Annotated in this window: 27 protein-coding genes; 13 read left to right on the forward strand and 14 right to left on the reverse strand. The window is 63.7% G+C overall.

Annotated features, from left to right (window positions below; genetic code table 11):
* Window positions 1-34: 34 nt before the first annotated feature.
* The 3 genes from map (at window position 35) to glnA (ending at window position 2,956) form a co-directional block, all read left to right on the forward strand.
* Window positions 35-865 carry a type I methionyl aminopeptidase gene (gene map / locus ACETPF_RS16755; RefSeq protein WP_373935690.1) on the forward strand — a complete coding sequence of 277 codons (831 nt, stop codon included), beginning with the start codon at window positions 35-37 and terminating at the stop codon, window positions 863-865.
* A 241-nt stretch (window positions 866-1,106) separates the two neighbouring features.
* Window positions 1,107-1,445, forward strand: a complete 339-nt coding sequence (locus ACETPF_RS16760; RefSeq protein ID WP_155179550.1) for a P-II family nitrogen regulator — start codon at window positions 1,107-1,109, stop codon at window positions 1,443-1,445.
* 98 nt (window positions 1,446-1,543) lie between these two features.
* Entirely contained in the window at window positions 1,544-2,956 is a 1,413-nt protein-coding gene (glnA, locus tag ACETPF_RS16765; RefSeq protein WP_373935691.1) for a type I glutamate--ammonia ligase, read from the forward strand.
* A gap of 239 nt (window positions 2,957-3,195) precedes the next feature.
* Here glnA and ACETPF_RS16770 read toward each other — a convergent pair whose 3' ends face one another.
* The gene (locus tag ACETPF_RS16770) at window positions 3,196-3,849 is read right to left on the reverse strand and encodes a histidine phosphotransferase family protein (RefSeq protein WP_373935692.1); all 654 of its coding nucleotides are present in this window, start codon (window positions 3,847-3,849) and stop codon (window positions 3,196-3,198) included.
* 93 nt (window positions 3,850-3,942) lie between these two features.
* Window positions 3,943-4,344 (reverse strand): M67 family metallopeptidase, encoded by a 402-nt coding sequence (locus ACETPF_RS16775; RefSeq protein ID WP_373935693.1) that lies wholly within the window; start codon window positions 4,342-4,344, stop codon window positions 3,943-3,945.
* A gap of 17 nt (window positions 4,345-4,361) precedes the next feature.
* Here ACETPF_RS16775 and ACETPF_RS16780 point away from each other — a divergent pair, with 17 nt between their 5' ends.
* Window positions 4,362-5,315, forward strand: a complete 954-nt coding sequence (locus ACETPF_RS16780) for an RluA family pseudouridine synthase (protein ID WP_373935694.1) — start codon at window positions 4,362-4,364, stop codon at window positions 5,313-5,315.
* 75 nt (window positions 5,316-5,390) lie between these two features.
* The gene (rpoH, locus tag ACETPF_RS16785; RefSeq protein ID WP_373935695.1) at window positions 5,391-6,302 is read left to right on the forward strand and encodes an RNA polymerase sigma factor RpoH; all 912 of its coding nucleotides are present in this window, start codon (window positions 5,391-5,393) and stop codon (window positions 6,300-6,302) included.
* A gap of 63 nt (window positions 6,303-6,365) precedes the next feature.
* On the opposite strand, the gene xth is transcribed toward rpoH, so the two are convergent.
* The 6 genes from xth to ACETPF_RS16815 all read right to left on the reverse strand — a co-directional run bounded on the left by xth (window position 6,366) and on the right by ACETPF_RS16815 (window position 12,421).
* Window positions 6,366-7,142: an exodeoxyribonuclease III gene (xth, locus tag ACETPF_RS16790; RefSeq protein WP_373935696.1), complete on the reverse strand. Its 777-nt coding sequence runs from the start codon at window positions 7,140-7,142 to the stop codon at window positions 6,366-6,368.
* 94 nt (window positions 7,143-7,236) lie between these two features.
* Entirely contained in the window at window positions 7,237-7,563 is a 327-nt protein-coding gene (locus ACETPF_RS16795) for a HesB/IscA family protein (RefSeq protein WP_373935697.1), read from the reverse strand.
* Between the two features lie 80 nt (window positions 7,564-7,643).
* Window positions 7,644-8,360: a M23 family metallopeptidase gene (locus tag ACETPF_RS16800; protein WP_373935698.1), complete on the reverse strand. Its 717-nt coding sequence runs from the start codon at window positions 8,358-8,360 to the stop codon at window positions 7,644-7,646.
* A gap of 106 nt (window positions 8,361-8,466) precedes the next feature.
* Complete coding sequence (locus ACETPF_RS16805) at window positions 8,467-9,276, reverse strand: ferritin-like domain-containing protein (protein ID WP_373935699.1); 810 nt, start codon at window positions 9,274-9,276, stop codon at window positions 8,467-8,469.
* Window positions 9,273-9,734, reverse strand: coding sequence for a thioredoxin-dependent thiol peroxidase (bcp, locus tag ACETPF_RS16810; protein WP_373935700.1), 462 nt, complete (start codon window positions 9,732-9,734; stop codon window positions 9,273-9,275). The genes ACETPF_RS16805 and bcp overlap by 4 nt, the downstream gene beginning before the upstream one ends.
* Window positions 9,735-9,736: 2 nt before the next feature.
* Entirely contained in the window at window positions 9,737-12,421 is a 2,685-nt protein-coding gene (locus ACETPF_RS16815; RefSeq protein ID WP_373935701.1) for a bifunctional [glutamine synthetase] adenylyltransferase/[glutamine synthetase]-adenylyl-L-tyrosine phosphorylase, read from the reverse strand.
* A 364-nt stretch (window positions 12,422-12,785) separates the two neighbouring features.
* Between ACETPF_RS16815 and ACETPF_RS16820 the strand changes: the two genes are divergently transcribed.
* Complete coding sequence (locus tag ACETPF_RS16820) at window positions 12,786-13,115, forward strand: hypothetical protein (RefSeq protein ID WP_373935702.1); 330 nt, start codon at window positions 12,786-12,788, stop codon at window positions 13,113-13,115.
* A 6-nt stretch (window positions 13,116-13,121) separates the two neighbouring features.
* On the opposite strand, the gene ypfJ is transcribed toward ACETPF_RS16820, so the two are convergent.
* A complete protein-coding gene (gene ypfJ, locus ACETPF_RS16825) occupies window positions 13,122-14,003 on the reverse strand; it encodes a KPN_02809 family neutral zinc metallopeptidase (RefSeq protein WP_373935703.1) in 882 nt (293 codons plus the stop codon).
* Window positions 14,004-14,149: 146 nt separating this feature from the next.
* Between ypfJ and ACETPF_RS16830 the strand changes: the two genes are divergently transcribed.
* The 4 genes from ACETPF_RS16830 to ACETPF_RS16845 all read left to right on the forward strand — a co-directional run bounded on the left by ACETPF_RS16830 (window position 14,150) and on the right by ACETPF_RS16845 (window position 18,750).
* The gene (locus ACETPF_RS16830; protein WP_373935704.1) at window positions 14,150-15,328 is read left to right on the forward strand and encodes a patatin-like phospholipase family protein; all 1,179 of its coding nucleotides are present in this window, start codon (window positions 14,150-14,152) and stop codon (window positions 15,326-15,328) included.
* The gene (locus ACETPF_RS16835) at window positions 15,325-16,116 is read left to right on the forward strand and encodes a 3-hydroxybutyrate dehydrogenase (RefSeq protein WP_373935705.1); all 792 of its coding nucleotides are present in this window, start codon (window positions 15,325-15,327) and stop codon (window positions 16,114-16,116) included. Before ACETPF_RS16830 ends, ACETPF_RS16835 begins: the two co-directional genes overlap by 4 nt.
* Before the next feature lie 73 nt (window positions 16,117-16,189).
* Complete coding sequence (locus ACETPF_RS16840) at window positions 16,190-17,308, forward strand: hypothetical protein (protein ID WP_373935706.1); 1,119 nt, start codon at window positions 16,190-16,192, stop codon at window positions 17,306-17,308.
* 86 nt (window positions 17,309-17,394) lie between these two features.
* Complete coding sequence (locus ACETPF_RS16845; RefSeq protein ID WP_373935707.1) at window positions 17,395-18,750, forward strand: amidohydrolase; 1,356 nt, start codon at window positions 17,395-17,397, stop codon at window positions 18,748-18,750.
* A 42-nt stretch (window positions 18,751-18,792) separates the two neighbouring features.
* On the opposite strand, the gene msrA is transcribed toward ACETPF_RS16845, so the two are convergent.
* From msrA to ACETPF_RS16870, 5 genes are all read right to left on the reverse strand, one after another.
* The gene (gene msrA / locus ACETPF_RS16850; protein ID WP_373935708.1) at window positions 18,793-19,326 is read right to left on the reverse strand and encodes a peptide-methionine (S)-S-oxide reductase MsrA; all 534 of its coding nucleotides are present in this window, start codon (window positions 19,324-19,326) and stop codon (window positions 18,793-18,795) included.
* Window positions 19,327-19,366: 40 nt separating this feature from the next.
* Window positions 19,367-21,073 (reverse strand): long-chain-fatty-acid--CoA ligase, encoded by a 1,707-nt coding sequence (locus ACETPF_RS16855; protein WP_373935709.1) that lies wholly within the window; start codon window positions 21,071-21,073, stop codon window positions 19,367-19,369.
* Between the two features lie 138 nt (window positions 21,074-21,211).
* Window positions 21,212-21,895 carry a DUF1013 domain-containing protein gene (locus tag ACETPF_RS16860; RefSeq protein ID WP_373935742.1) on the reverse strand — a complete coding sequence of 228 codons (684 nt, stop codon included), beginning with the start codon at window positions 21,893-21,895 and terminating at the stop codon, window positions 21,212-21,214.
* A 114-nt stretch (window positions 21,896-22,009) separates the two neighbouring features.
* The gene (locus ACETPF_RS16865; RefSeq protein WP_373935710.1) at window positions 22,010-23,038 is read right to left on the reverse strand and encodes a glycosyltransferase family 4 protein; all 1,029 of its coding nucleotides are present in this window, start codon (window positions 23,036-23,038) and stop codon (window positions 22,010-22,012) included.
* Window positions 23,039-23,155: 117 nt separating this feature from the next.
* Window positions 23,156-24,022 carry a UDP-2,3-diacylglucosamine diphosphatase gene (locus tag ACETPF_RS16870; RefSeq protein WP_373935711.1) on the reverse strand — a complete coding sequence of 289 codons (867 nt, stop codon included), beginning with the start codon at window positions 24,020-24,022 and terminating at the stop codon, window positions 23,156-23,158.
* A 408-nt stretch (window positions 24,023-24,430) separates the two neighbouring features.
* On the opposite strand from ACETPF_RS16870, the gene ACETPF_RS16875 reads away from it, so the two are divergent.
* From ACETPF_RS16875 to ACETPF_RS16885, 3 genes are all read left to right on the forward strand, one after another.
* A complete protein-coding gene (locus ACETPF_RS16875; protein WP_373935712.1) occupies window positions 24,431-25,111 on the forward strand; it encodes a DUF6975 family protein in 681 nt (226 codons plus the stop codon).
* 74 nt (window positions 25,112-25,185) lie between these two features.
* On the forward strand, window positions 25,186-26,031 hold the full coding sequence (locus tag ACETPF_RS16880) for an AAA family ATPase (RefSeq protein ID WP_373935713.1): 846 nt from the start codon (window positions 25,186-25,188) through the stop codon (window positions 26,029-26,031).
* A 3-nt stretch (window positions 26,032-26,034) separates the two neighbouring features.
* Window positions 26,035-26,448, forward strand: a complete 414-nt coding sequence (locus ACETPF_RS16885; RefSeq protein ID WP_373935714.1) for a GFA family protein — start codon at window positions 26,035-26,037, stop codon at window positions 26,446-26,448.
* Window positions 26,449-26,481 lie beyond the last annotated feature (33 nt).

Genomic DNA, 26,481 nt, shown 5'->3' on the forward strand with positions numbered 1-26,481 from the left:
CGCAAAATGCCCGCCCGATGCCTATAAGGGCAGGATGACCGACTATATGACGATGACGGCCGACGCGCCGGTAACGCGATCCGCCGCGATCAAGCTGCATGACGAGACCGGTTTTGCCGGCATGCGAAAAGCCGGCCGCCTCGCCGCCGAGATACTCGACGCGCTGGTGCCTCATGTCGTGCCTGGCGTCACCACTGGCGAACTGGACGACATCGTCCGCCGGATGACGCTGGATGGCGGCGGCGTTCCGGCGACGCTCGGCTATCGCGGTTACACCCATAGCTGCTGCACCAGCCTCAACAATGTCATCTGCCACGGCATCCCGGGCGACTATCGCCTGAAGGACGGCGACATCGTCAATATCGACGTCACGCCGCTGGTCGATGGCTGGCATGGCGACAGCAGCCGCATGTATATCGCTGGCGAAACCTCGATAAAGGCCAAGCGGCTGGTCGAAGTCACCTATGAATGTCTGATGCTGGGCATCGAGCAGGCGAAGCCGGGCAACCATCTCGGCGACATCGGCCATGCGATCCAGCGTCACGCCGAAAAGCATCGCTACGGCGTGGTGCGCGACTTCTGTGGCCACGGTCTCGGCCGCGTGTTCCACGACAGCCCGGAGGTCGTGCATGTCGGCCGTCCGGGCACCGGGCCGGAACTCAAGCCCGGCATGTTCTTCACGATCGAACCGATGATCAACATCGGCAAGCCGGGGGTCAAAATACTGGACGACGGTTGGACCGCCGTCACCCGCGACCGGACCCTATCCGCGCAGTTCGAGCACAGCATCGGCATCACCGCCACCGGCTGCGAGATCTTCACGAAGAGCCCGGCCGGGCTCGACTGCCCGCCCTATACCGGCTGATCTCGGTCCTGCTCAAATTATGGGCAGATAGCCATGTCATTGCCCGGAAAGCGGGCAATATGGACAAAGATTGCTGCATCGCCGAAAGCATGTCCTAGCGATTCGCCATTTGGCACGGTAATTGATTGTTAAGGGAGACGGCGCTTGCCTTTCGGGGGGCATGACGGCCGCCTTTCGAGGAACATGGGCTGCGGGTCGCTCCCGCTGCTACGGCGTGCGTCATGGGTTGGGAATGTTAGTGATGAAAAAGATCGAGGCGATCATAAAGCCCTTCAAGCTGGACGAGGTGAAGGAAGCGCTGCACGAAGTCGGCGTTTCCGGCATCACCGTCACTGAAGCCAAGGGGTTCGGCCGGCAGAAGGGCCATACCGAACTCTATCGCGGCGCAGAATATGTCGTTGATTTCCTGCCCAAGGTGAAGCTGGAAGTGGTGGTGGACGACAGCCTGGCCGACCGCGTTGTCGAAGCCATCTGCTCGGCTGCCCAGACCGGCCGTATCGGCGACGGCAAGATTTTCATCTCCAATATCGAGGGCGCGGTCCGCATCCGCACGGGCGAGCGCGACAGCGACGCGATCTGATCCTTTCACCCCGCCGGCCTCAACAGAGGCGGCGGAAAGTCGGCAACGTCAAACGGCCCCTTCGGGGGGGCTTTCTTACGAAAGAAGGGCAAGAGCACATGGCCAACACGCCAAAAGACATCCTGAAGATGATCGAGGAAAAGGAGATCGAGTGGGTCGATGTCCGGTTCACCGATCCAAAGGGCAAGTGGCAGCACCTGACCATGGTGTCGAGCGTGCTGGGCGAGGATGAGTTGACCGATGGCTTGATGTTCGACGGCTCCTCGATCGAGGGCTGGAAGACGATCAACGAATCGGACATGATCCTCAAGCCCGACTTGGACGCCGTCTATGTCGATCCGTTCAGCGCGACCCCGATGCTGATCCTCTTCTGCGACATCGTGGAGCCGGACACCGGCGAACTCTACGCCCGCGATCCGCGCTCGACCGCCAAGCGCGCCGAAGCCTTCGTCAAGTCGGCCGGGTTCGGCGACACCGTCTATGTCGGTCCCGAAGCCGAATTCTTCATGTTCGACGATGTGCGTTTCGAAAACGATTATTCGCAGAGCTACTACAAGATCGACGACATCGAACTGCCGACCAATACCGGCAAGGAATATGAGGGCGGCAACCTGGGCCACCGTCCCCGCGCCAAGGGCGGCTATTTCCCCGTCGCGCCGGTCGATCCCTGCACCGACATCCGCGCCGAGATGGTCTCGACCATGCTCGAAATGGGCCTGCCCTGCGACAAGCATCACCATGAAGTCGCCGCCGCGCAGCACGAACTCGGCCTCACCTTCGGCACGCTGGTGCAAACCGCCGACCGCATGCAGATCTACAAATATGTCGTGTGGAACGTCGCCCAGGCCTACGGCAAGACCGCGACCTTCATGCCCAAGCCGATCGCGCAGGACAACGGCAGCGGCATGCACACCCACATCTCGATCTGGGACGGCGGCAAGCCGCTGTTCGCCGGCGACGGCTATGCGGGCCTCTCCGACATGTGCCTCTATTTTATCGGCGGTGTCATCAAGCACGCCAAGGCATTGAATGCCTTCACCAACCCGACCACCAACAGCTACAAACGTCTGGTGCCGGGCTTTGAAGCGCCGGTGCTGCTCGCCTACTCGGCGCGCAACCGCTCGGCCTCCTGCCGCATCCCCTATGGCGCGGGCGCCAAGGCGAAGCGCGTGGAATTCCGCTTCCCCGACGCGATGGCGAACCCCTATCTCTGCTATTCGGCGCTGCTGATGGCGGGCCTCGACGGCATCGAGAACAAGATCCATCCGGGCGCCGCGATGGACAAGAATCTCTACGACCTGCCGCCCGAGGAACTGAGCCAGGTGCCGACCGTCTGCGCCTCGCTCCGCGAAGCGCTCAACAGCCTGGAGGCCGATCACGACTTCCTGCTGAAGGGCGACGTGTTCACCAAGGACCAGATCGAAGCCTATATCGAGCTGAAGTGGCCCGAAGTGTACCGCTGGGAAATGGCCCCCTCGCCGGTCGAATTCGACATGTATTACAGCGCCTGAACCCTTTCTCAGGCAATGAAGGAGGCCCGGTCGCAGCGATGCGGCCGGGCCTTTTTTAATTTATGTCTGCCTGATACTCCCCATTGCCAAACGTGCAGCCGGCCGAAAGCATTGGGAAAGGCTTCAGGAAAAGAAAAGTTGCCTCCAGCTACCCTGGGAATGAGGCCCAGGACCGGAGGCTGCTCACATGGTAAAGACAACCAGAGTTCAGCTCAACATCTAAGCTCACAGGTCTGCGTTTACCCCCGGTCGGGAATAGACGCTCCGAACAACAACACCGGCTCGCCCGGCGGCGACAAAGCGATCTCGCCGCGAACCTCTTCCACCAGCTGCCGCACCATCCAAGCGGCCGCCGTGCGCGAAGCCAGCCCCTCGATCGGCAGCGTGCCGGCCAGCGCCGCGCGCAGGTCGGGGTCCAGCACCAGCTTCGGCCCTTCGGCGCGCACCACGATCTCGGTCACGCCCGGCCGCGTTTCCGCGCCGATGTCGAGCTGCCCGCCGCGCACCAGCGCATCGCCCGCGATCAGCGCCAGGTTCAGCAGGATCTTCGCCGCCAGCTTGTCGAGCAGCTGCTCCTCGACCATCCAGCCGATTTTCACCCGGCCGGCGCTGGAAAACATGCCCTCGATCGCGACTCGCGCCTCGTGCGGCGGCACCGCGTCGCCGAAGCCGCCCGCCGATCCGAACGCCAGGCGAAAGAATTTGAGCTTGTTGGCCGATGTCCGTGCGCTGTCGCCCAGCAGTTCCAGGCAACGCGCCCGCATGTCCGGGTCGGTTTCGTCCGCCATCAGTTCGAGGCCGTTGTTGAGCGCCCCGACCGGGCTCAACAGGTCGTGGCAGAGCCGCGAGCAGAGCAGGCTGGCAAATTCGATGCTGTCGGTCGGATTGGTCATTATGTGGCGTGTCACCGGATTGGATCGATAGGGGAATGAAGGGCTAATGCGCCTCCGTGACCCGCGATGCAAGCCCGGTCCGCCGCCTTTCCGTCACTCATGGTCGAGCGGAATTTCGGTGAACCGCGCCTTTACCGCGCTATGCGGCTCTGCCCGCCACAAACGCGCCACACCGCCCGCCACGATCAGCCAGAGACTGCCATCGGGCGCCGAACTTTCTGCGTCGGTCGACGACGGCTCCGCGACGCCCGAAGGATGCGAATGATAGTGACCCAACACCACCGGCCCGCCACGTCGTGCTGCCCGATGGGCGGCGATCAGCACGGCCGGGTCGAGTTCGAAATGGCGCGCAGGGTCCGGCGCGACATTGGCGGCCGGCAGGATCGCCTCGATCCGCCCCGCCACCCCGAGCAACAACCCGCACGCCTCCGCGTCCCGTCCAGTGCACAGGGTCATTATCTGTTCCAGCACTGCCCTTGATACCGCTACCCGCATGCCTACATCTGTAGGACATGGGTTCGGGGGTTTCCATCATCGAAGCAGCGATCGGCGAGGCCCAGCACGGCCTTCGCTTGGATCGCGCACTGGCCGACCTTCTGCCCGATCTGTCGCGCGAGCGGCTCAAGGCGCTGATCGCCGATGGTCATGTCCGCAGCGAGCAGCCGGGCCGGATCAGCGGCTCGATGAAGGTGACCGAAGGGCAGTCCTTCACCGTCGCCCTGCCCGAAGCCACCCCACTCGGCACGGTGGCGCAGGACATACCGCTGACGATCGTGCATGAGGATGCCGACCTCATCGTCGTGGATAAGCCCGCCGGCTTGGTCGTTCATCCCGCCGCCGGCAACCTCGACGGCACGCTGGTCAACGCCTTGCTCCACCATTGCGCCGGGCAGCTTTCCGGCATCGGCGGCGTGGCGCGGCCCGGCATCGTCCATCGCATCGACAAGGATACGTCCGGGCTTCTGGTCGTTGCGAAGACCGACAAGGCTCATGAAGGCCTCGCCCGCCAGTTCAAGGACCACAGCATCGCTAGGCTCTACGCCGCGATCGTCTATGGCCATCCCCTGCCCCCCACCGGCACGGTGGACAGCTGGATCGGACGATCGGACGCTGATCGAAAGAAGATGGCGGTTCATCGGGAAGGGCGCGGCAAACATGCCGTCACCCATTATCAGATGACCGACCGGCTTCGCGGCGCGGCCATGGTGGAATGCCGGCTGGAAACCGGCCGTACGCATCAGGTTCGCGTGCATATGGCGCATATCGGCCACCCCTTGATTGGTGACCCGCTATACGGTAGAGAGAGAAAAGGTTTCAAATCGATACTGGAAACGCTGGGTTTCAAAAGGCAGGCATTGCACGCGAAAACGCTGGGGTTCATACATCCTGTATCAAGCGAGCCCCTTCTGTTCCAAAGTGCACTGCCCCCCGACATGCAGGAACTGTTAAGCGAGCTTCACGTATAGTTTTGGACAAGTTTTGCGACGGCGCAGCGACGCCTCTTCTGGGTCCCGCCGCGCATGAAAGGGAAAGGTGACGACATGGCCAGGAGCAATGTCCCCGCGGTTCCGGCGCTGGGCGGTGAAGCCAGCCTCAACCGCTATCTGTCGGAAATCCGCAAATTTCCGCTTTTGACGCCTGAGCAGGAATATATGCTGGCGAAGCGCTATCAGGAGCATCAGGACCCTGAGGCTGCGGCGCAGCTTGTGACCTCGCACCTGCGCCTCGTGGCGAAGATCGCGATGGGCTATCGCGGCTATGGCCTGCCCGTCAGCGAACTCATCAGCGAAGGCAATATCGGCCTGATGCAGGGCGTAAAGAAGTTCGAGCCGGATCGCGGCTTCCGCCTGGCGACCTACGCCATGTGGTGGATTCGCGCCTCGATCCAGGAATTTATCCTGCGCTCGTGGAGCCTCGTGAAGATGGGCACCACGGCATCGCAGAAGAAGCTCTTCTTCAACCTTCGCCGGATGAAGAACAGCATCGAAGCGTTCGAGGATGGCGATCTTCGCCCCGAGGACGTGACCAAGATCGCGACCGACCTCGGCGTGTCGGAAGATGACGTTGTGTCGATGAACCGTCGCATGGCGATGGGCGGCGACACGTCGCTCAACGTGCCGATGCGCGAGGATGGCGAGGGTCAGTGGCAGGACTGGTTGCAGGACAATGATCCGCTCCAGGACGAGCGCGTCGCCGACGAGCAGGAGAAGACACAGCGTCATGAGATGCTGGTCGAGGCGATGACCGATCTGAATGACCGGGAAAAGCATATCCTGGCCGAGCGCCGTCTCGCCGAGGAACCCAAGACACTGGAGGAACTGAGCCAGGTCTATGGCGTCAGCCGCGAGCGCGTTCGCCAGATCGAGGTCCGTGCTTTCGAGAAGCTGCAAAAGGCGATGATGCGGATCGCCGGCGGTCGCCTCGAAAAAATGGCGCGCCTCGCGGTCGCCTGACAGAATCTCGACCCAAAACAAAAAGCCCCGGAGCGATCCGGGGCTTTCTTTTGTCCACGACAATCATTCAGGCCGCAATTCCACCCATGTCGGCGCATGGTCGCTGGCCCTTTCCCGCCCGCGAAAATCGCGGTCGACCTGCGCGTCGATCATCCGGTCGGCGGCGGCGGGGCTGAGCAGCAGATGGTCGATGCGGAAACCCGCATCACGTGGCCAGGCGTTCATCTGATAATCCCAGAAGGTCCACACCCCACCCGCCGGATGGCGCGACAGGATCGCGTCGGTCCATCCGTCGCCCAGCATCCGGCGATAGGCGGCCCGGCTTTCCGGCTGCATCAGAGCGTCGTCGGCCATCGCCTTGACCGAATAGACGTCCACATCGCGCGGGATGACATTATAATCGCCAGCCAGCACTGCCGGCACTTCCTCCGCCCAGATTTCAGCCGCCCGCGCGCGCAGCCGCTTCATCCAGCGCAGCTTGTAGTCGAACTTTGGGCCAGGCTGCGGATTGCCGTTGGGCAGATAGATGGAGGCGATCCGCACGCCCTTCACATCGGCTTCCAGATATCGGCTGTGCTCATCCTCGGGTTCGCCTTCCAGCCCCCGCCTCACCTCGACCGGGGTCTCCCCGCGCGCCAGGATGGCGACGCCGTTGAACCCCTTCTGCCCGTGCCAGATCGCACCATAGCCGGCATCCTCGATATCTTTCACCGGAAAGGTCTCGTCGCTGGTCTTGATCTCCTGCAAGCAGGCGACATCGGGCCGCGTCTCGTCCAGCCATTCCAGCAGCCGGGGCAACCGCGCCTTGATGCCGTTGATGTTGAAGGTGGCGATGCGCATGAAAAACTAACCCTGTCCGCCCTGAGCCTGTCGAGGATCCACCTTCTCCAGCAATTAAAGGGCTTAAGCAAGTTCAGCCCGCACGGATGGGGCTCTACACCGAAAAGCTCGTGCCGCAACCGCACCCGGCAGTCGCATTGGGGTTCGTCACCTTGAAAGCCTGCCCGCCCAAGTCCGACACGAAATCCACCGCCGATCCCCGCACGAGGTCGATCGACACATCATCCACCACCAGGGTGACGCCATCGCGCTCGGCCGAGACATCGTCCGGCTCGATCCCATCAGCCAAGCCGAACCGATATTGGAAACCCGAACAGCCGCCTCCTTCCACCGACAAGCGGAGGATGGCGGGCTTGCCCTGCTTGGCGGCGATAGCCGCTACGCGCGCGGCAGCAGAGGGGGAAAGATCGATGTCAGCCATATACCCCCTAGATAGGGTCAAGCAAAAGGCCCGGCAAGCACTGCTGCCGAGCCTTTGCAAACTACCGGAATGCGGAAGGATCAGTCGACCGCCTTTTCCTGCGCGCCGGTCGGGCCACCCATGGCAACCGGCGGCTTGGTGTTCATCGCCACCAGATAATCTGGGCCAGCGACGAAGGGCAGCGGATTGATCGCCGCGCCGTCGACGCGCACTTCATAGTGAAGATGGCTGCCGGTGGAGCGGCCGGTCGACCCCATCAGGCCGATGATCTGGCCGCGCCGCACATAGCTGTTTTCGGCGACGAGCAGCTTGGACATATGGCCGTAGCGCGTTTCCATGCCGCTACCGTGCGAAATCTGTACCAGGTTGCCATAACCGCTGGCCCAGCCCGAACGGCTGACGATACCATCGGCGGTCGCGTGGATCGGGGTGCCGATCGGACCCGGAATGTCGATGCCCTTGTGCATCCGCGCGCTGCGGTTGAACGGATCGGACCGGACGCCGAAATTGGAGGTCAGGGTCAGCTTCTCGACCGGCCGGCCCGAGGGGATGTAAGCGGCGGTCTTCGCATTGCCGTCCATCCGCTGGAGGCTGGAGAAAAGGTTGGCGAACCCGACATCAGCCGGGCCGAGCGCGCTGGTGTTGATTTCCGAAGCGTCGCCGTAAGGATCGTCGCTTTCGGTGGCCTGCGCCGGTGCGGCCGCGCAGAGCGCGCCGAAAAGTCCGATGCTGGCGAAAATCTTGGCGGGCTGGAACCGAAGCGACCCGCGCGCATTACTCGTATGAAGAACCGACATGCAGACCCCGACTATGTCACCGGAAACTTGTGTTTCTCGGCGCTTCCCGTGTTAACCTTTTGGCGACCTTGATCGCCCCCGCTGAGGGCAGACTGCAAATTGCCGCTCAGCTTGCAAGCGCAGCGTAGAATTCTTCAGTCAAACCGGCCTGTCGACGCGCCGAGTCGTTGAACGGTGGCTTCAGGCTGCCCCGAAAATGGCGTTTCACAAGGATTTGGTAAGATTCGACAGGGTTAACGCCCGCTCTGTTCGTCGCCCAGCCGAACCAGTTCGTCCCCGCCGCCACATGGCGAATCTCGTCCTGCATGATGCGCCGCAGCATCCGGGCGGATACGGCGTCGCCGGCCGCTTCGAACCGCGCGACGGTTCCAGGCGTGATGTCAAGCGCCCGCGCCTCCAGCACCATCGGCACGATCGCCAACCGGGCAAGGGCATCGCGCCCGGTCTCCTCCGCCGCTTCCCACAGGCCGTCATGCGCCGGCAGCGCGCCGTAATGGCTGCCCATCTGTCGCAGCCGCCGGTCAAGCAGCGCGAAGTGCATCGCCTCTTCCGCCCCCACCCGCATCCATTCGTCGGTAAAGGCGACCGGAAATTCGCCGCCGAACCGCCCGATCAGGTCGAACGCCAGATCGATCGCGACGAACTCGATATGGGCGAGCGCATGGAGCATCGCGATCCGCGCGCGCTCCGACCCCATTTTTCCGCGCTTGGGCATCTGATTGGGCGGCAGCAGCGCAGGCGCATGCGGACGCGCAGGACGATCGGGCATCGCTACATCAAAGCGATGCGCCATGCCTCCCTGCCGCCAGGCCCGCGCCACCGCCCGCGCTGCCATCAGCTTGGGCACCGGATCGGGCGTCGTCAGCACATGGACGCACGCAGCACCCACGCTATCGATGGCCCCAGACAGGCTCAAAGTGCCCGCACCGCCTCCAGCACCTCCTGCGCGTGCCCCTTCACCTTGACCTTGGGCCACACCCTCGCGACCTTGCCGTCGGTATCGAACAGGAACGTCGCACGCTCTATCCCCATATATTTGCGGCCATAGAGCGACTTTTCGACCCAGGTGCCGAACGCCTCGCACGCCCCGCCCTCCTCGTCGGAGGCGAGGATCACCCGCAGCCCATATTTGTCGGCGAACTTCTTGAGCTTGCCCGGCTTGTCCTTCGACACCCCGATCACGCTCGCGCCGGCGGCGACGAAGGCGTCGTGCTGCTCGGTAAAATCCTTCGCTTCGTTGGTGCAGCCAGGCGTATCCGCTTTGGGGTAGAAATAGATCACCAGCGGCTTGCCATGGTAACTGTCCAAAGCAATGTCCGCGCCGTCCGCATCCTTCAGCGCGACGGCGGGAAGCGCGTCTCCCTGTTCCAGCATGGTCATTCCTCCTCGAAGGGCGCGGCGAGCGCAGCCCAGGCCTCACCCACGCTTTGCCGCGCCTCTGAATAGCTTGCAAGCAGCCTGTCCCAAGTGTCAGCGCCGCAGGCGCGCGCGACCAGCGGCCGCGTTGCTTCGGGCGGCTCGGTCGACCCGGGGGAAACCAGCCGCGATACGATCAGGAAGCGGGTGATGAGGTCGTGCGCGGCGATCAGATCGCGCGGCAAGTGTCCCGCCCGCACCAACTCACCCAACGCCAGCGACAGGTCGGGATGGAAGGCCATGCGATGCCGGAACTGGGTGACATGGATCAGGAACTCCAGATCGACCAATCCACCCGGCACCAGTTTCACGTCCAGATCGCCCGCCGGCGGCTTGTGCCGGGCAATGTCTCCGCGCATCTTCACCGCCTGCCGCGCCAGCGCGTCCATGTCCCGCGGCCGTTGCAGCACCTCCTCCAGCACCGCCGCCAGCGCCTCGCGCGCCGCCGCCGATCCGAACACCGGCCGCGCCCGCGTCAGCGCCAGATGCTCCCATGTCCATGCCTCTTCCCGCTGATAGCGCGCGAAACTGTCGAGGCTGACCGCCAGCAAGCCCTGCGCCCCCGAAGGCCGCAGCCGCGTATCCACGTCGTAGAGAGGGCCGGAAGCCGTCGCCACCGACAGCGCGTTGGTGATGCGCTGCGCCAGTCGGTTGAAATATTGCGTCGCGCCCAGTGACTTTGCGCCGTCGGATTCGGCCGCAAAATCGCCGGTAAAGAGATAGACGAGGTCAAGGTCCGACGCGTGGGTCAGCACCCCGCCGCCCAGCCGTCCCAGCGCCAGGATCAGCATTTCGCCACCCGGCACGCGGCCATGCACCGCCTCGAACTCGCGCACCGCGCCCTTGGCAAGCACCTCGATCGCCGCCTCCGCGACCCGGCCATAGCCCCGCCCCGCCTTCAGCGGATCGCCGCCCCGGATGATCTGCGCGCCCAAGGCAAAGCGCCGGTCGCCCACACGCTGCCGCACCCGGTCGAGCAGCGCCTGATAATCCTCCCCAGGCTCCAGCGCGGCGAGTTGCGCGGCCAGCGCCGGCACCGCCGGCGGCGGATCGAACGCCGACGCGTCGATCAGCCCGTCGATCAACTCCGCCCGCCGCCCCAGAGCGTCGGCCAGCGTCGGCGCATGGCTCAATATCTCGGCGAGCAGTTCCAGCAACGCCGGCCGCGCGGCCAGCAGCTTGAAGAAATTGATCGCGCTCGGCAGTCGCGCGATCATATCGTCCAGCCGGTTGAGCGCCCGGCTGGGATCGGGCGCCTTCGCCAGCGTCCGCATCAGTCCCGGCAGCAGCGCTTCCAGCGCCTCGCGCGAAGGCGCGCTGCGGAGCGCCCGGATCGTGCCGCTCCGCCACCGCCCGATGCGCGCCACCGGCGTGTCGGCGTCGGCAAATCCCATCTCCGCCAGTTGCGCCTTCAACCGATCCTCATCCTGCGACAGCGACGTGTCGGCCTTGTCCGGGGTCAGCCGGTCATAATTGAGGCCGACCCACTCGACCTTCGGCCACAGCAGGTCGAGCAGCGCTGACCCATCGCTGAGCCCATGCAGTCGCGCCACATTATCCAACGCGCCCGGCGATTTAGGCAACTCATGCGTCTGCCGGTCCTCGACCATCTGCAACCGATGCTCGATCGTGCGGAACAGCACATAGGCGTCGTCCAGCCGCTCTGCGACCTCGCCCTCGATCACACCCGCCACTGCCAACGCCCGCAGCGCCTCGCGCGTATTGCCCGACCGCAGCGCCGGATCGCGTCCGCCATGGATCAGCTGATGCACCTGCGCGAAAAACTCGACCTCGCGTATCCCGCCACGTCCGCGCTTCAAATCATAGCCCGGCCCGAACGCCTGCCCCTGGGCATAATGATCGCGGATACGACGGCTGATATCGACGATCGCATCGATCGCGCCAAAGTCCAGGCTTCGCCGCCACACGAACGGGCGTATCTGCCGCAGGAAATAGTCGCCCAGCGCCATGTCGCCCGCCGCCGGCCGCGCGCGGATGAAGGCCGCCTGCTCCCATCCCATCGCCGTCGATTCATAATAGCCGATCGCCGCCTCCACCGGCAGCGCGATCGGCGTTGCCTCTGGCGAGGGACGGAGCCGGAGGTCGACGCGAAAGACATAGCCGTCGCCGTCGCGCGTCGTCAGCAATTCGCTGACCCGCCGCCCGATCCGCACGGCGGCGTCGGCCGCATCCTCACGCGCGCCATGCGGCATGGTGCGCGGATCGTAGAGCAGGATCGGATCGATGTCCGACGAATAATTCAGCTCCCGGCTACCATGCTTGCCTAGCGCCAGCACGACGAAGCCGCCCGGATCAGCATCGGGATAGCGTTCATGCATCGCGGCGCTCAGCGCTTCCTCCAGCGCCTGATCGGCGAAGTCGGACAGGGTGCGCGTCACCCGATCAAGGTTCCACGCGCCCGCCAGATCGGCTGCCGCGACCGTCAGCGCGATCGCCCCGCGCCGCCGACGCAGCGATCGAGCGACGCTTTCGTCCGCGCCGCCCAACGCCTGCGCGCGCCGGAGCGCCGCATCAAAATCGCCGCCCGCCAGCAGCGCCGCAACATCGGGATAGCGATCGAGCGCGCGCGAGAGAAACGGCGAGTGGCCCCGGATTTGCGCTTCTGTTTCAGTCCACCCGATCACGCCTCTCCTCCGCTCGCCGGGCTCCGGTTATCGATCCTATCGCCCCCGTTTGGGACAAAGGCCAGAAACTTTTGGTCGCCTCACCCGTTATCGGCTTATGGAAATGCAGCGCAAACCCTTTGGCCGATCGGCAAATGGGCGCGATACCGGCAACGCCCGGATCGTGAACATCGCTCTGCCAAACCCCTATGAGGGGGTCGGCAATGCGCTCCGCTCCACTTTCGCGCCCGGTCGCGACGCACTGCCCGACGATATGATAGCGCTGCTGTCAAAACTTGACGCGCATCAATAGCGCAGCGTTTCGTTTACCCTTTTTGGGTAAATTCCGGCCCGAAACTTCGCATATTGTCGTAAAGCCAGGGCCATGATGTATCGCACCTTCGCCATCGGAACGCTGATCGCCGCGCCGCTCATCGTCATGGCGATCCAGAATTTCGTACCTCAGACCCCGCCGGGCGAGCAGCTTGGAGCGGCCGAACAGATCGCGGCGCCGCCGACTCCCGGAACGCCGCCGCCAGTCGTCCCGGTCGCTCCGACCGCGGCGCCTGCCTACAGCGCCCCCAATGACGCCGGAAAGCCGGTGTCAGGCGCGGGCGAACCAATGCTGACGACCAGCGGAACCGATAGCGTCACGGCACCCATGCCGGTGAACCCAGCCGACGCGCCCCCCGGTTCTCCCAACGCCGAAATCTAGCGCGGCTCAGATCGCCCCCTTGAACGTATCGCACCGCGCCGGGTCGCCGGTCGATAGCCCCTTGCGCAGCCATTCCATCCGCTGCGCGCTCGTCCCATGGGTGAAGCTTTCCGGCACCGGCCGTCGCCCCGCCGCCCTTTGCAGCGTATCGTCGCCGATCGCTTCGGCCGCGCGCATACCTTCCTCCAGATCGCCCGCCTCCATCAGATTCTCGTCCCTAGCGGCCCACACTCCGGCATAGCAGTCCGCCTGCAATTCCATCCTCACCTGTAGTTCGTTGCCCTCCGCCTCGCTGGCGCGCTGCTGCGCCTTGCGGATTCGGTCGGCCTCACCGGTGATCGTCTGGATATGGTGGCCCACCTCATGCGCGATGATATAGCCGATCGGGAAATCCCCTGGCGCGTTGAAGCGCGTCTTCATCTCGTTGAAGAAGTCGGTATCGAGATAGATGCGCTGGTCGGCCGGGCAATAGAATGGCCCCATGGCGGACATCGCCGCGCCGCAGCCCGACTGGCCGTTCTGCTTGTAGAAAACCAATGTCGGCGGTGGATATTGCTGCCCCTCCGCCTTGAAGATGTCGGCCCATCGCCGCTCGGTCGATCCCAGCACCTTGAGGGAAGTGCGCTGAACGTCGCTGAGCTCGCTGGTGGCCGGGCGCTCGGTCTGCACCTGCGGACCACTGCCACCGCCGCCGATCAAGCTCAGCGGGTTCATGCCCATCACGACCATGATGACCAGCACGACCACGATCCCGCCACAGCCGAACCGGCTGCCGATCAGCGGCAGCAACATCCCCAAGCCGCCGCCCAGACCGCCGCCGAAGCCGCCTCCGCCCCGGCCGTCCTGCACTTCGAAATGGCTGCTTTCCTGTTCGTCGTCGAGCCGCATCGCGCCCTCCCTTGTCCCGGTCGTTACCTAGGCGATTCCATTCGATCGGGGAACCGCCCAGTCGCGCGAAGGTTGCCGCCGCGCAATGAATTTGCCGGCGACTTAACATTGGAATGCCATCTCCAAAGCCTATATTGCACTGCGACATGGCAGATACCGATCCGCGCCCGCCGCGCCGCGCCCGCACCCCGCTCCCGCTTCCCCGTGAAGTCGCCTTGCTGTTGCAGGGCGGCGGCGCGCTCGGTTCTTTCCAGGCGGGCGTCTATGAACGGCTGGACGAGTTGGCGATCGACGTCACTTGGGTTGCGGGCATCTCGATCGGCGCGGTCAACGCCGCGATCATCGCCGGCAACCCGCCCCATCGTCGCCTCAGCCGGCTTAAGAAATTTTGGTACACCGTCTCGGGCGGTATGCCCAATGTCATCCTGCCGGATATCGATCCGGTCCGCGAAGTCGCGCATCTGACGGCGGCTGGCGTGGTTGCCGGCTTCGGGGTGCCGGGCATGTTCCGCCCGCGTCTCTGGCCCGCTGTGCTGATGCCGGAAGGCTCGCCCGGCGCAATCAGCTTCTATGACAGCGCCCCGCTCAAGGAAACGCTCAACGCCTGCGTGGACTGGGATCTGCTGAACGAAGGCCCCGTCCGCCTTTCAGTAGGGGCAGTGGATGTGGAAACCGGCAACTTCGCCTATTGGGACACGCGCGGCCCCGGCGGCAACACGCGCATCGACGCCCGCCACATCATGGCCTCTGGCGCGCTGCCGCCGGGCCTTCCGCCGGTCGAGATAGACGGGCGCTGGTACTGGGACGGCGGCATCGTCTCCAACACTCCGCTCGCCCATGTTCTCGACCATCAGAGCGAGGACATGCTGGTGTTCCAGGTCGATCTTTTCCCTGCGGAAGGGCCGATGCCGCGCCAGATGACCGACGTCTATTCGCGCCAGAAGGACATTCAGTATAGCAGCCGCACCCGCCAGGTGACCGACCAGTATCTGCGCCTGCGCCGCGAGCATGGCGCGATCAAGGCGCTGCTCGACAAACTGCCGCCCGATCTTCAGGACGCGCCGGAAGCGCAAGCGCTCCGACAGTGCCTGGACCGGGGGTCGGTCAACATTGTTCACCTGATCTACCGCACCCGCAACTGGGAAAGCGGCGCGAAGGACTTCGAATTCTCCCGCTCGACCATGCTGGATCACTGGAGCCAGGGCCGCGAAGCGGTGGAGGAAGTGATGCACAAGGGCGACCTCATTGCCCGCAATATCCTGAGCGGCAAAAGCTCCACCTTCGACCTCGATTCACCCGATCACCTCAAGGAGAAGTCCGCATGAGCAAGACCCTGTCCGGCAAGACCGCCCTCATCACCGGATCGACCTCGGGCATCGGCCTCGCCTATGCCAAGGCGCTGGCCGGCGAGGGCGCGAACATCGTCATCAACGGCTTCGGCGACGCGGACGCGATCGAGAAGGAAAGGGTCGGGCTGGAAGCGCTCTCGGGCGGCAAGGCGCTCTATTCCGGCCATGACCTCACGAAGGCCGATCAGATCGAGGCGATGATGCAGGAAGCGGCCGACGCGTTCGGCGGCGTCGATATCCTCATCAACAATGCGGGCACGCAGCATGTCGCCCCGGTCGAAGAGTTCCCGGTCGACAAGTGGAACCTCATCATCGCGCTCAACCTCACCAGCGCCTTCCACACCACGCGGCTTGCCATTCCCTATATGAAGTCGAAGAAATGGGGCCGCATCATCCAGACCGCCTCGGCCCATTCGCTCACCGCCTCGCCCTTCAAGAGCGCCTATGTGACGGCCAAGCACGGCCTCGCCGGCTTAACCAAGACGGTTGCGCTGGAAGTCGCGACCGACGGCATCACCGCCAACTGCATCTCGCCCGGCTATGTCTGGACGCCGCTCGTCGAAAACCAGATTCCCGACACGATGAAGGCGCGCGGCATGACCCGTGAGCAGGTGATGAACGACGTCTTGCTTGCCGGTCAGCCGACCAAGCAGTTCGTGACCGTCGAGCAGGTCGCCGCCATGGCGCTGTTCCTGTGCAGCGATGCCGCCGCCAACATCACCGGCGCCAATATGAGCATCGACGGCGGCTGGACGGCGCAGTAACAGCAAAAATAGCTTTGCGCATGAACTAAATTCATTCTAACTTCCGACAATATTTGCTCGGGGGATCGGATGAATGCGTTTTTTAACGACTGGAGCTATTTTGCTGTGCTTAAGTGGTTGCGCGGGTTTTAGTGGTCCATCATCTTTAGTCACGCCGCAAGGGGCCAGCCTTGACAAGGGCGACGACGGCGCATGTCCCATCGCAGTATCCGACACCAGCATAAATAGGGTGTTCCATAGGGCGCTGTGTACATCGGCAGCCGCGCCAGACGATGTCATTGCTGCACGGCGTCTGCTTACGACTGGCTTTGCATTGGCTCAATTGCGATGTGACGATTTTTTCTGGGCAAAATCCAGACACCAGACCTTTGCGAGATTGGGGCGCAGCGCTCTGCCACCCCTCGTCACGCTAACTAGCGGGGTCTTGGCTTTATTGTCGGACAAGCCGGACACTTTGCAAAACTATCTGAAATACATAGCATTAGGTTCTGCAGCAGCGGGCGCAACTATCGACATATATGAAGAGCATTTCCTGTTCGGCGCGGACAATATCGACGCCGTCCGAAGTCTCACCATGGACGCGCTGTCTGAGCATCGAACGGCGGTGCTGAAGACCGATCCTCGGACATTTGACAGCGTAATCCTTCACCTCACCGATCATCAGGCCCTTTGCAGGCCAGTCCACATACTGGCGCTGAGCCGCGATGCCATCCAGGCCGGCAGGATCGCTGCGCGCGAAACCAGAGCATCCATGCTGGGAACCAGCGTCCGTGATCATGCCAACGTCTTGTTGGCCTTGGGGAAACTCTACAATCAACCACCGGTCACGTTGGATGAGGCCGGTTACCTGTGGTGGCTATATCTTTCCACCCCACCAGCAGCACAGCCTTCGAACGACGAGTTGAAGATCATACATCATCGTTTTTCGAGTTGGGGGGCCGATAATCCGGTTGAAACAAGTCCCCTGTGGGGGCGGTCAAGCAAGGTCGCTACCGGAGCTGTGATTGCCGAGTTGTCAAAGCTGGATGCCGACACGCTGGTTATGTTCTCAAACGAGGTTCGGGCAATCCGGGTTAGGGACGTGGCCGCACTCGCTGCCAAGCCCGCGGACGCAGTCAAAACCATCGCTTTCGAACCGCCAGCCTGGTCAGGCTATCAGTCGATCTCGGTCGGCGTGGCGCCTAATCGATAGAGCCTTCGCGCCCCTTAGGCACGTGACCCCTTCCCCGCCTGCAAAATCCCCTTATGCTCCCCGGCCAGCAAGGGAGACACCGCAACATGCGCCACGCGCTCACGGCCGTTCTGGCCGCCGCCAGCCTATCGTCCATCGCCGCCGCGCAAACGCCGCCTTCCGCGCCGCCGCCAGCGCCGACCCCTCAGAGCGAGATCGGCGCGGCCGTGGCGAAGGACATGGACGGGCTCATGACCCTCTACCGCGACCTCCACGCCAATCCCGAACTCTCCCTCCAGGAAGTCAACACCGCCGCCAAGCTCGCCAAGAGGCTGAAGGCGCTCAAATATGACGTGACGGAAAAGGTCGGCGGCACCGGCGTCGTCGCGGTGATGAAGAACGGCTCCGGCCCGACCCTCCTCATCCGCGCCGATATGGATGGGCTGCCGGTGGTCGAGCAGACCAGCCTCGATTTCGCGTCGAAGGTCCGCACCAAGACGCCCGAAGGCGTCGAAACCGGCGTCATGCACGCCTGCGGTCATGACACGCACATGACCGCCTTCATCGAGACTGCCCGCCTGCTCGCCGCGTGGAAAGACCGGTGGAAGGGCACGCTCGTCATGATCCTCCAGCCCGCCGAGGAAGTCGGCAAAGGGGCGCGCGACATGCTGGAGGACGGGCTCTATACCCGCTTCCCACGCCCGACCCACGCCATCGCCTTTCACGACGCGGCCAATCTGCCCGCCGGCACGATCGGCTATACACCCGGCTATGCGCTGGCGAATGTCGACAGCGTCGATGTGCTGGTGAAGGGCGTAGGCGGCCATGGCGCCTATCCGCAGACGACCCGCGACCCGATCGTGCTGGGCGCGCGGATCGTCACGACGCTCCAGACCCTCGTCAGTCGCGAGCAGGAGCCGCAGGATCCCGCCGTCGTCACCGTCGGCAGCTTCCAGGGCGGGGCCAAGCACAATATCATCCCCGACGAAGCGAAGCTACTGCTCACCGTCCGCAGCTATTCCGACGAGACCCGCACGAAGCTGATCGAGGGCATCAGGCGCGTCGCACGCGGCGAGGCGATCGCAGCGGGCGTGCCGGAGGACCGGATGCCGGTCGTCACCGTCAAGGACGAATTCACCCCCTCCACCTACAACCCGCCGGAATTCGCAGAGAAAATGGCGACGCTGCTGAAGGCGAACTTCCCCGAAGGCCGTGTCGTCAAGACCCCCGCCGTCATGGGCGGCGAGGATTTCGGCCGCTTCTATCGCGCCGACAAGGGCATCAGCAGCTTCATCTTCTGGGTCGGCGGCGTGCCTGTGGACAAGATGGCGGCGGCACAGGCTGGCCAGACCGCCCTTCCCTCGCTCCACAGCCCCTTTTGGGCGCCCCAGGCCGACGCCGTCATCGCGACCGCCAGCGAAGCGATGACGCTGCTGGCGCTCGACATATTGAAGAAGGACTGAAAACGCCGATCGGCCGCAGCGGATCGGGTCAGAGTGCAGCCGTCACCCCTCGATTCGCTCCGCAAATCCCTTCCGCAGCTTTGCCAGCTTGGGGGGGATCACCGCCATGCAATAGGGATTCCGGTCACCGACCCGTTCCCAATATTTCTGGTGATAATCCTCCGCCGGATACCATGGTGCATCCGGCTCGATCGCTGTGACGATCGGCGCGCTCTGGTTTGCCTGCGCACGCTCGATGCCGGCGCGCGCCTGCGCTTCCTGCTCCGGTGAATGAGGGAAGATCGCCGATCGATACTGCGTGCCGATGTCGTTGCCTTGGCGATTGAGCGTCGTGGGGTCATGCGTCTCGAAGAAGATATCCAGCAGGTCCGCATAGGAGATAACATCGGGGTCGAAGGTCACCCGGATTGCCTCGGCATGGCCTGTGCTGCCCGAACAGACCTGCTCATAGGTCGGGTTCGGCTTCGCGCCGCCGATATAACCGCTCTCGACCGAGCTTACGCCCCTCAAATTCTGATACACCGCCTCGGTGCACCAGAAGCAGCCACCCGCCAGCGTTGCGATCTCTTGCGCCATCGTCATTCCTTCGTTCGATTGACCGCAGAGATAGGAAGGCTCAAGCCGCCGTTCCAGCCTCACGCGCGCGCAGTTCCGCCTTGACCCGCTCCTCCGCCACCAGTTCCTTGCGCGACAACTTGCCCACAAGCGTCTTGGGCAGGTTGAGGCGCACTTCCACGTCGCACACCCGCTCGTGCTTGCCGAGTTGCGGGTTGACCCATTCCTTGAGCGCCGCGCCGTCGATCTCAAAGCCTTCGTTCAGCGTCACGAACGCCTTGGGCTGTTCCCCGCGATAGCGATCGGGCACGCCGATCACCAGCGCCTCCTTGACCGCCGGGTGATGGTAGAGAACCTGCTCGACCTGGCTCGGAAACACCTTGAAGCCGCCAACGGCGATCATGTCCTTCAGGCGATCAACGATCTTCACATAGCCGTCCTCGTCGATCAGGCCGACGTCGCCGGTGCGGACATATTCGCCGATGAACACCTCGGCGTCGGCATCTGGCCGGTTCCAATAGCCCTTCATGATCTGCGGCCCGGCGAACAGCAGCTCGCCCGGCTCGCCGTCCGGCGGCGGCTTCGTGGGGTCTTCGCGATCCACCAGTTTGACGCGCGTCCCAGGCACCGGCTGGCCTACCGTGCCGCTCTTGTTCAGACCCTCATAGGGATTGGTGCACACGATCGGGCTGGTTTCGGTGAGGCCATAGCCTTCGATCAGTTGCGCCCCCGTGGCCGCCTCGAACCTTTGCTTGAGTTCGATCGGCAGCGGCGCGCCGCCTGAAATGCACGCGCGCAGCGAGGAGAAGTCGATGTTGCGGATCGCCGGATGATCGAGCAATGCTTGAAACATGGTCGGCACACCGGGCAAGGAGGTCGCCTTGACCCGCTGCACGGCGGCCAGCACCTGCGCCGCGTCGAAGCGCGGCAGCATGACCATTTCGCCCCCGTTCACCACCGTGCGGTTGAGCGTGCAGGTATTGGCGAACACATGGAAGAAGGGCAGCACCGCGATGATGCGGTCCGGCTCATGCTGATGGGGATCGATCGCCTGCGCCTGCCGCGCATTGGCGGTGAGATTCTGGTGAGTCAGCATCGCGCCCTTGGGCGTGCCGGTCGTCCCGCCGGTATATTGCAGCAGCGCGACGTCGTTGACCGGGTCGATGTCCGCCACCACGCAATCGCCGGCATTGGCGATCAGCGCGTCGTAGCGCAGCACCCGCGGATCGTCCGGTATTGGAACGCTCTCGCTCGCCTTGAACCAACGGAACAGCAGCGATTTGACGGGCGAGAGCACCTCGGCCACCGATCCCACGACCAGCTTTTGGAGACTGCTTTCGTTCAGCACCTTGAGTGCGGTAGGCAGTAGCGCCTTGGCCGACAGAGTGAAGAGAATCTTAGTCCCGCTGTCCTCTACCTGATGCTCCAGCTCTGCGGCGGTATAGAGTGGCGAGAAGTTTACGACGATGGCACCGGCCATCAGCGCGCCATAATAGGCCGCGACATAATGCGGCGTGTTGGGCAGATAAAGGCCGACCCGGTCGCCCTTCTTCACGCCCATGCTCTGCAATCCGCAGGCAATGCGGCGGATTTGCGCCATCATGTCGCCATAGCTGAACTTCCGGCCCATAAAGTCGATCATATGAGCGTTAGGGTGGGCGGCCGCGCTCGCGCTCACCATTTCGCCCATCGACAAAGGGGGGAATGTCTGGTCCCAGGCCGTCGGGTGCTGGTACCGCTCTCTCCAGATTTTTTCTATGCTCTCCATGGGTGAAGTCTATGAAGGCTTGGTGCTTTACGCAAGCGTCAAGCAAAGCGAAGGGGCCGTGCCATCTGCTGGCCCGGCCCCTTAATAATTGCCGCTTTGTTGCGGCCTATTGGCGGTGTCCGCGATAACGCTACGGCATCAAGCGTCGCTGTTGCTGCTCCTGAACGGATCGAGAATGGTTGCCGCGCCGGAAATAAATTCGGACTCGCCCTTCAGCGCCTCTTCAGCCCGCCGGGCATTGTCCTCGCGCTCGCGCCGCAGTTCCTCGATCAGCGCCTCGCGGTCGCCGTCCAGTCGCGAATCGGTCGGTGCCTCGATCCCCGCCTTCTTCGCCGCCTTCGCCACCAGAGCATCCAGCTCGCGCTGCGAGCAGAGGCCGAGCGTCACCGGGTCTTTCGGAGTGATGTTGCTGATGTTCCAGTGCGTCCGGTCGCGGATCGCGGCAATGGTCGTGCGCGTGGTGCCGATCAGTTTCCCGATCGCGCCATCGGACACTTCGGGATGGTTACGCAGAATCCAGGCGATGCCGTCTGGCTTGTCCTGCCGCTTGCTGACCGGCGTGTAGCGCGGCCCCTTTGTGCGGCGGACAGGCTCGGGGCCTTTCAGCATCTTGAGCTTGTAATCCGGGTTCGCTTCACCCTTGTGGATTTCTTCCATTGTGATTTCGTGCGCGCGCACCGGATCGCGGCCGGTATATTTGGTGCCGGCGGTATCATCGGCGATCGCCTGCACTTCAAGGATGTGAAGCCCGCAGAATTCCGCGATCTGGTCGAAGCTGAGCGCGGTATTGTCGACCAGCCAGCTGGCGGTGGCATGGGGCATCAGGGGCTGGGACACAGGGACCTCTCCGGCGTAAAAACGATAAGGGCCGCCCAAGCAGGGCGGCCGTGACGCTGCTGAGATAGTCCATCCCCGCCTTTCCGGCAAGAAAAAGCGTCAGGCGGCGCTGTCCATCACCTCAGGATTTATCGCATGCAGACCGGACAGGAATTCCTGCGCGCTGCGCTCCCAACTGAAGCTACGGCCATATGCAGCGCATGCCGCGCGATCCTTCGCCAACGCCGCGCCGATCGCCCCGCCGAGTTGCTCGGACAGAGCGCCCGTCTCTGCCGTGACGATGTCCACCGGCCCCGAGACCGGATAGGCGGCAACCGGCGTGCCGCACGCCAGCGCCTCGATCATCACCAGTCCGAAGGTATCGGTGCGGCTGGGAAAGACGAACACGTCCGCCCCTGCATAGGCCCCCGCCAACTCCGTGCCGAACATCGACCCCAGGAACCGCGCTTGCGGATAAGCCCGCTCCAACGCGGCACGCGCGGGCCCGTCTCCCACCACCACCTTGGTCCCAGGATGGTCGGTCGCCAGGAACGCCTCCAGATTCTTCTCTACCGCTACCCGGCCGACATAAAGCATGATCGGGCGCGGCAGGCCGGCGAAGACCTCCGGCGGTGTCGCGTCAGGCGTGAAGGCGCTCAGGTCCACCCCCCGGCCCCATGGTCGCACGTTGGGCAGGCCATGGGCGCGCAACTGCTCTCGCACCGACCGCGTCGACACCAGTACCGCCTGCGCCGGCCCATGGAACCAACGTATATAGCGCCAGAACCAGGCAGCGGGCAGCCCGGTGCGCTGCGCCACATAGTCCGGGAAATGGGTGTGATAGGCTGTCGTGAACGGCACTTTCCCTCGCAGGCACCAGCGCCGCGCGGCCAGGCAAAGCGGCCCTTCGGTGGCCAGATGCACCGCATCGGGCCGGAATGCAGCGATCGCCTGCCCCACCACCGCCGGCCGCACCAGCGCCAGCCGTATTTCAGGATAGGTCGGGCAGGGAATGGAGCCATAGAGGTCGGGCGAGATCACCTGCACCACATGCCCCATCCGCTCCACCTCCGCCCGGATCGTCTGGAGCGTGCGCACCACGCCATTGACCTGCGGGCTCCAGGCGTCGGTGACGATGGCGATGCGCATCGGTTCAGTCCTTCAATTCATTTCCACCGTCACCCCGGACTTGATCCGGGGTCCCGCTTCCTTCGTGCCACGAGGGAAGCAGCGCGCCTCCGGGGCAAGCTCTGGGTGACGGAAAGTTTATGCCGCGATCCGGGCCGGCTCTTCCACCTTGTCCCGCTTGGCGATCTCGTCGGCCCAGTGCAGCACTTCCATGCGCCCGTCGAAATGCTCGACCAGCGCGGTGCAGCCCTCCACCCAGTCCCCGTCATTATAATAATCGACCCCGGCGATCTGGCGCATCTCGGCATTGTGGATATGGCCGCACACCACGCCATCGACGCCGCGCATCGCCGCCTCGTGCGCCACCACATCCTCGAACTTGGAAATGAATTCGACCGCGTTCTTGACCTTGTGCTTGGCCATCTTGCTCAGCGACCAGTAGGGAAGCCCCATGCGCTGCCGCACCGCGTTTACAGCGACGTTGAGGCGCATCATCATCGTATAGGCCGCGTCGCCCACGAAGGCGAGCCAGCGGTGCGCCAGCATGATCGTGTCGAACTCGTCGCCATGCAGCACCAGCAGCTTGCGATCATCGGCGGTGACATGGATCGCCTTGCGCCTAATCTCGACCCCGCCAAAGCTCATCCCGGTAAACTGGCGGAACATCTCGTCATGATTGCCGGGAATATAGACGACGCGCGTGCCGCGCTTCGCCCGCTTCATCACTCGCCACACCACGTCATTATGCGTCTGCGGCCAGTAGAAACGCTTCTTCAGCCGCCATCCGTCGATGATGTCGCCGACCAGATACATGGTGTCGCTATCGACGCTGTCGAGAAAATCGATCAGCATCGCCGCGTTGCATCCGCGCGTGCCCAGATGGATGTCCGAAATCCAGATCGTGCGAAAACGCCGCCGTTGCCCTTCCCGCTCGGGAATGTGGAGCCTGTCATCGGCACCTTCGTCCATGTCCGCCAGGAAGGGCAGGCGCGTGATGGCATTCATGATGCGTTCCCCGGAATACTCTATCCTCGGGAACGAATCCTTAGCGCCGCAATGTTACAACTCCGCACCATATGTGACGGAAATGCGACGTTTCGGGCCTTGCGCACCAAGCAAACAAGCTTAGGCAAAACCCCAAACCACATTTCGGCCATGCTGCCTTCCGGGCGGGCGGGGGATCGATGACTGCACCGTCACAACGCGGCGCAGCGGCAGTCGCAGCAGAATCGCTAACGGCAGCTTCATGCGATCGGCGGAATAATTCAAACCGGTAAAGCCAAATTAACCAAGCTCGACGCAAAAGCGCGGCTTACACGGCCGCCCGATCAGCATTTATACACCGGACGTTTACTCAGACCGCCTATGGTGCCGCCTAAACCCCGCTTGCGTGGGGCAGCACAGGGGTTCGGCATGAGTGAAGCGGCACCGCGATATCAGTTCGGCGACATCGCGCGCATATTGGAGGCACTGGTCGCCGCTGACGGCACTGCCGCGCACGCCTACGCCACCCGGGCCAGCACCGGCGTATCGCGCGAAGCGCTGCTGTCGCTGGCCGATCTGGCCGACGCGGCCTATTATCTTTGCCTGCTCCATGGGCGGCATCCAGGCGTTATCGACCACGCCGCAACCCGATCCGCCGACAATGATGCGCGTCAGTGGCTGATCGAGGCGGCGGACGGCTTTGCACGCGAGCGGTCCTATCTGACGCAGGTAACTGTTGCGGCCGGCCCCGCTCCCAGCACTGCAGGTCAGGCCGATTGCGAGACGGTGGTCAGCCAGCAGCGCCACGCGCTCGACATGCTGGCCCAGTCGGACCGGCGCGGTTGCGCCATGGGCGCGGCGATGGCGCTGGTGCTCGACTGGCGCGCGGTGCGCCATGTGCTCGACATGGCGGCGATCCGCGCAGGGCTGGAGCCGCAGACCTGCACCCTGCCCGACCGCGCCGCCACGCTGGCGGTGGCGCGCGCGGTGGGCGGAGACGACGCCATCGATCGCGCGATCCAGTTCGGCGCGCGTCAGCTTCTGAACCAGCATCGCGGCCTCTGGGATCTGCTCGCCGCCCGCGCCGACCTGCGCGCCAGGCAGGGCTAAACCCTTTCGTTATTGCGCCACTCCGCCGCTTTCCCTAGTCCGGTTGCCATCGGCAACGGAGTGGACTAGCGAATATGCGCTTTGAAGGCACGCAGGATTATGTCGCCACTGACGACCTGAAGGTCGCGGTCAACGCCGCCGTGCTGCTGCGCCGCCCGCTGCTGGTGAAGGGCGAACCGGGCACCGGCAAGACGGTCCTGGCGCAGGAAATTGCCCATGCGCTGAACGCCCCCCTGATCGAATGGAACGTCAAATCCACGACGAAGGCACATCAGGGGCTCTACGAATATGACGCCGTCGCTCGGCTGCGCGACGGGCAGCTCGGCGATCCGCGCGTCCACGATATTTCCAACTATATCCGCAAGGGCAAATTGTGGGAGGCGTTCACCTCGCCGCGCCTTCCCGTCCTGCTGATCGACGAAATCGACAAGGCCGACATCGAATTCCCCAACGACCTGTTGCAGGAACTCGATCGCATGACCTTCCACGTCTATGAAACGGGCGAGACGATCGCGGCGGCGGAACGGCCAGTGGTCGTCATCACCTCCAACAACGAGAAGGAGCTGCCCGACGCTTTCCTGCGCCGATGCTTCTTCCATTATATCAAATTCCCCGACCGCGAGACGATGGAGCGGATCGTTTCGGTCCATTTTCCGGGCATCCAGAAGATCCTCGTGTCGCGTGCGATGGACATATTCTACGAGATCCGGGACGTGCCGGGCCTCAAGAAGAAGCCGAGCACGTCGGAACTGCTCGACTGGCTTAAACTGCTGCTGAACGAGGACATGCCGCTGGACGTGCTCCAGAACAGCGACCCCGCCAAGGCGATCCCACCGTTGCACGGCGCGCTGCTCAAGAATGAGCAGGATGTCATGATGTTCGAGCGCCTCGCCTTCATGGCGCGCCGACAGGGGCGCTGACGGATGGCCCATATGGCAGGATGTCTCTGTGGCCAGGTCCGCATCACCATTGATGCTGATCCGATTGCCGCGCGCATGTGCTGGTGTCGGCTGTGCCAATATCTTGGCGGCGGATCGGCAACGGTGAATGTCGCCTTTCCCTCCGACAAGGTGACGATGGATGGCAAGCTGAGCTGGCATGCCAGCACCGCTGACAGTGGCACGCCGATGCGGCGCGGCTTCTGCCCGGAATGCGGGACGCCTGTCTTCAGCCTCGCCGAATCGCGTCCGCACCTGACTTTCATCCGCGCAGGCGCGCTCGACGACCCGTCGCTGATCGGTCCGCAGGCAATCATCTGGACCAGCGCCGCGCCGGAATGGGCGCATCTCGACCCCGATCTGCCGCATTATCCCGCGCAAATTCCGCCGGTCGGCTGAAAAGCCGCTTGCGCGCGCCGGTTTAGGCGATAG

This window comes from Sphingobium agrisoli, assembly GCF_041877245.1.
In the GTDB taxonomy this organism is placed as follows: domain Bacteria; phylum Pseudomonadota; class Alphaproteobacteria; order Sphingomonadales; family Sphingomonadaceae; genus Sphingobium.

What these genes read in the sequence shown, in the direction of transcription:
- ACETPF_RS16820 (WP_373935702.1), top strand. Translation starts at nt 12,786, where the DNA reads ATGATGTATCGCACCTTCGCCATCGGAACGCTGATCGCCGCGCCGCTC.
- ACETPF_RS16840 (WP_373935706.1), top strand. Translation starts at nt 16,190, where the DNA reads ATGCGTTTTTTAACGACTGGAGCTATTTTGCTGTGCTTAAGTGGTTGC.
- ACETPF_RS16830 (WP_373935704.1), top strand. Translation starts at nt 14,150, where the DNA reads ATGGCAGATACCGATCCGCGCCCGCCGCGCCGCGCCCGCACCCCGCTC.
- bcp (WP_373935700.1), bottom strand. Translation starts at nt 9,734, where the DNA reads ATGCTGGAACAGGGAGACGCGCTTCCCGCCGTCGCGCTGAAGGATGCG.
- ACETPF_RS16860 (WP_373935742.1), bottom strand. Translation starts at nt 21,895, where the DNA reads ATGCCCCATGCCACCGCCAGCTGGCTGGTCGACAATACCGCGCTCAGC.
- ACETPF_RS16835 (WP_373935705.1), top strand. Translation starts at nt 15,325, where the DNA reads ATGAGCAAGACCCTGTCCGGCAAGACCGCCCTCATCACCGGATCGACC.
- ACETPF_RS16885 (WP_373935714.1), top strand. Translation starts at nt 26,035, where the DNA reads ATGGCCCATATGGCAGGATGTCTCTGTGGCCAGGTCCGCATCACCATT.
- ACETPF_RS16760 (WP_155179550.1), top strand. Translation starts at nt 1,107, where the DNA reads ATGAAAAAGATCGAGGCGATCATAAAGCCCTTCAAGCTGGACGAGGTG.
- xth (WP_373935696.1), bottom strand. Translation starts at nt 7,142, where the DNA reads ATGCGCATCGCCACCTTCAACATCAACGGCATCAAGGCGCGGTTGCCC.
- msrA (WP_373935708.1), bottom strand. Translation starts at nt 19,326, where the DNA reads ATGGCGCAAGAGATCGCAACGCTGGCGGGTGGCTGCTTCTGGTGCACC.
- glnA (WP_373935691.1), top strand. Translation starts at nt 1,544, where the DNA reads ATGGCCAACACGCCAAAAGACATCCTGAAGATGATCGAGGAAAAGGAG.
- ACETPF_RS16845 (WP_373935707.1), top strand. Translation starts at nt 17,395, where the DNA reads ATGCGCCACGCGCTCACGGCCGTTCTGGCCGCCGCCAGCCTATCGTCC.
- ACETPF_RS16880 (WP_373935713.1), top strand. Translation starts at nt 25,186, where the DNA reads ATGCGCTTTGAAGGCACGCAGGATTATGTCGCCACTGACGACCTGAAG.
- ACETPF_RS16800 (WP_373935698.1), bottom strand. Translation starts at nt 8,360, where the DNA reads ATGTCGGTTCTTCATACGAGTAATGCGCGCGGGTCGCTTCGGTTCCAG.
- ACETPF_RS16780 (WP_373935694.1), top strand. Translation starts at nt 4,362, where the DNA reads ATGGGTTCGGGGGTTTCCATCATCGAAGCAGCGATCGGCGAGGCCCAG.
- ACETPF_RS16870 (WP_373935711.1), bottom strand. Translation starts at nt 24,022, where the DNA reads ATGAATGCCATCACGCGCCTGCCCTTCCTGGCGGACATGGACGAAGGT.
- ACETPF_RS16865 (WP_373935710.1), bottom strand. Translation starts at nt 23,038, where the DNA reads ATGCGCATCGCCATCGTCACCGACGCCTGGAGCCCGCAGGTCAATGGC.
- ACETPF_RS16855 (WP_373935709.1), bottom strand. Translation starts at nt 21,073, where the DNA reads ATGGAGAGCATAGAAAAAATCTGGAGAGAGCGGTACCAGCACCCGACG.
- ACETPF_RS16775 (WP_373935693.1), bottom strand. Translation starts at nt 4,344, where the DNA reads ATGCGGGTAGCGGTATCAAGGGCAGTGCTGGAACAGATAATGACCCTG.
- ACETPF_RS16770 (WP_373935692.1), bottom strand. Translation starts at nt 3,849, where the DNA reads ATGACCAATCCGACCGACAGCATCGAATTTGCCAGCCTGCTCTGCTCG.
- ACETPF_RS16875 (WP_373935712.1), top strand. Translation starts at nt 24,431, where the DNA reads ATGAGTGAAGCGGCACCGCGATATCAGTTCGGCGACATCGCGCGCATA.
- ypfJ (WP_373935703.1), bottom strand. Translation starts at nt 14,003, where the DNA reads ATGCGGCTCGACGACGAACAGGAAAGCAGCCATTTCGAAGTGCAGGAC.
- ACETPF_RS16795 (WP_373935697.1), bottom strand. Translation starts at nt 7,563, where the DNA reads ATGGCTGACATCGATCTTTCCCCCTCTGCTGCCGCGCGCGTAGCGGCT.
- map (WP_373935690.1), top strand. Translation starts at nt 35, where the DNA reads ATGACCGACTATATGACGATGACGGCCGACGCGCCGGTAACGCGATCC.
- rpoH (WP_373935695.1), top strand. Translation starts at nt 5,391, where the DNA reads ATGGCCAGGAGCAATGTCCCCGCGGTTCCGGCGCTGGGCGGTGAAGCC.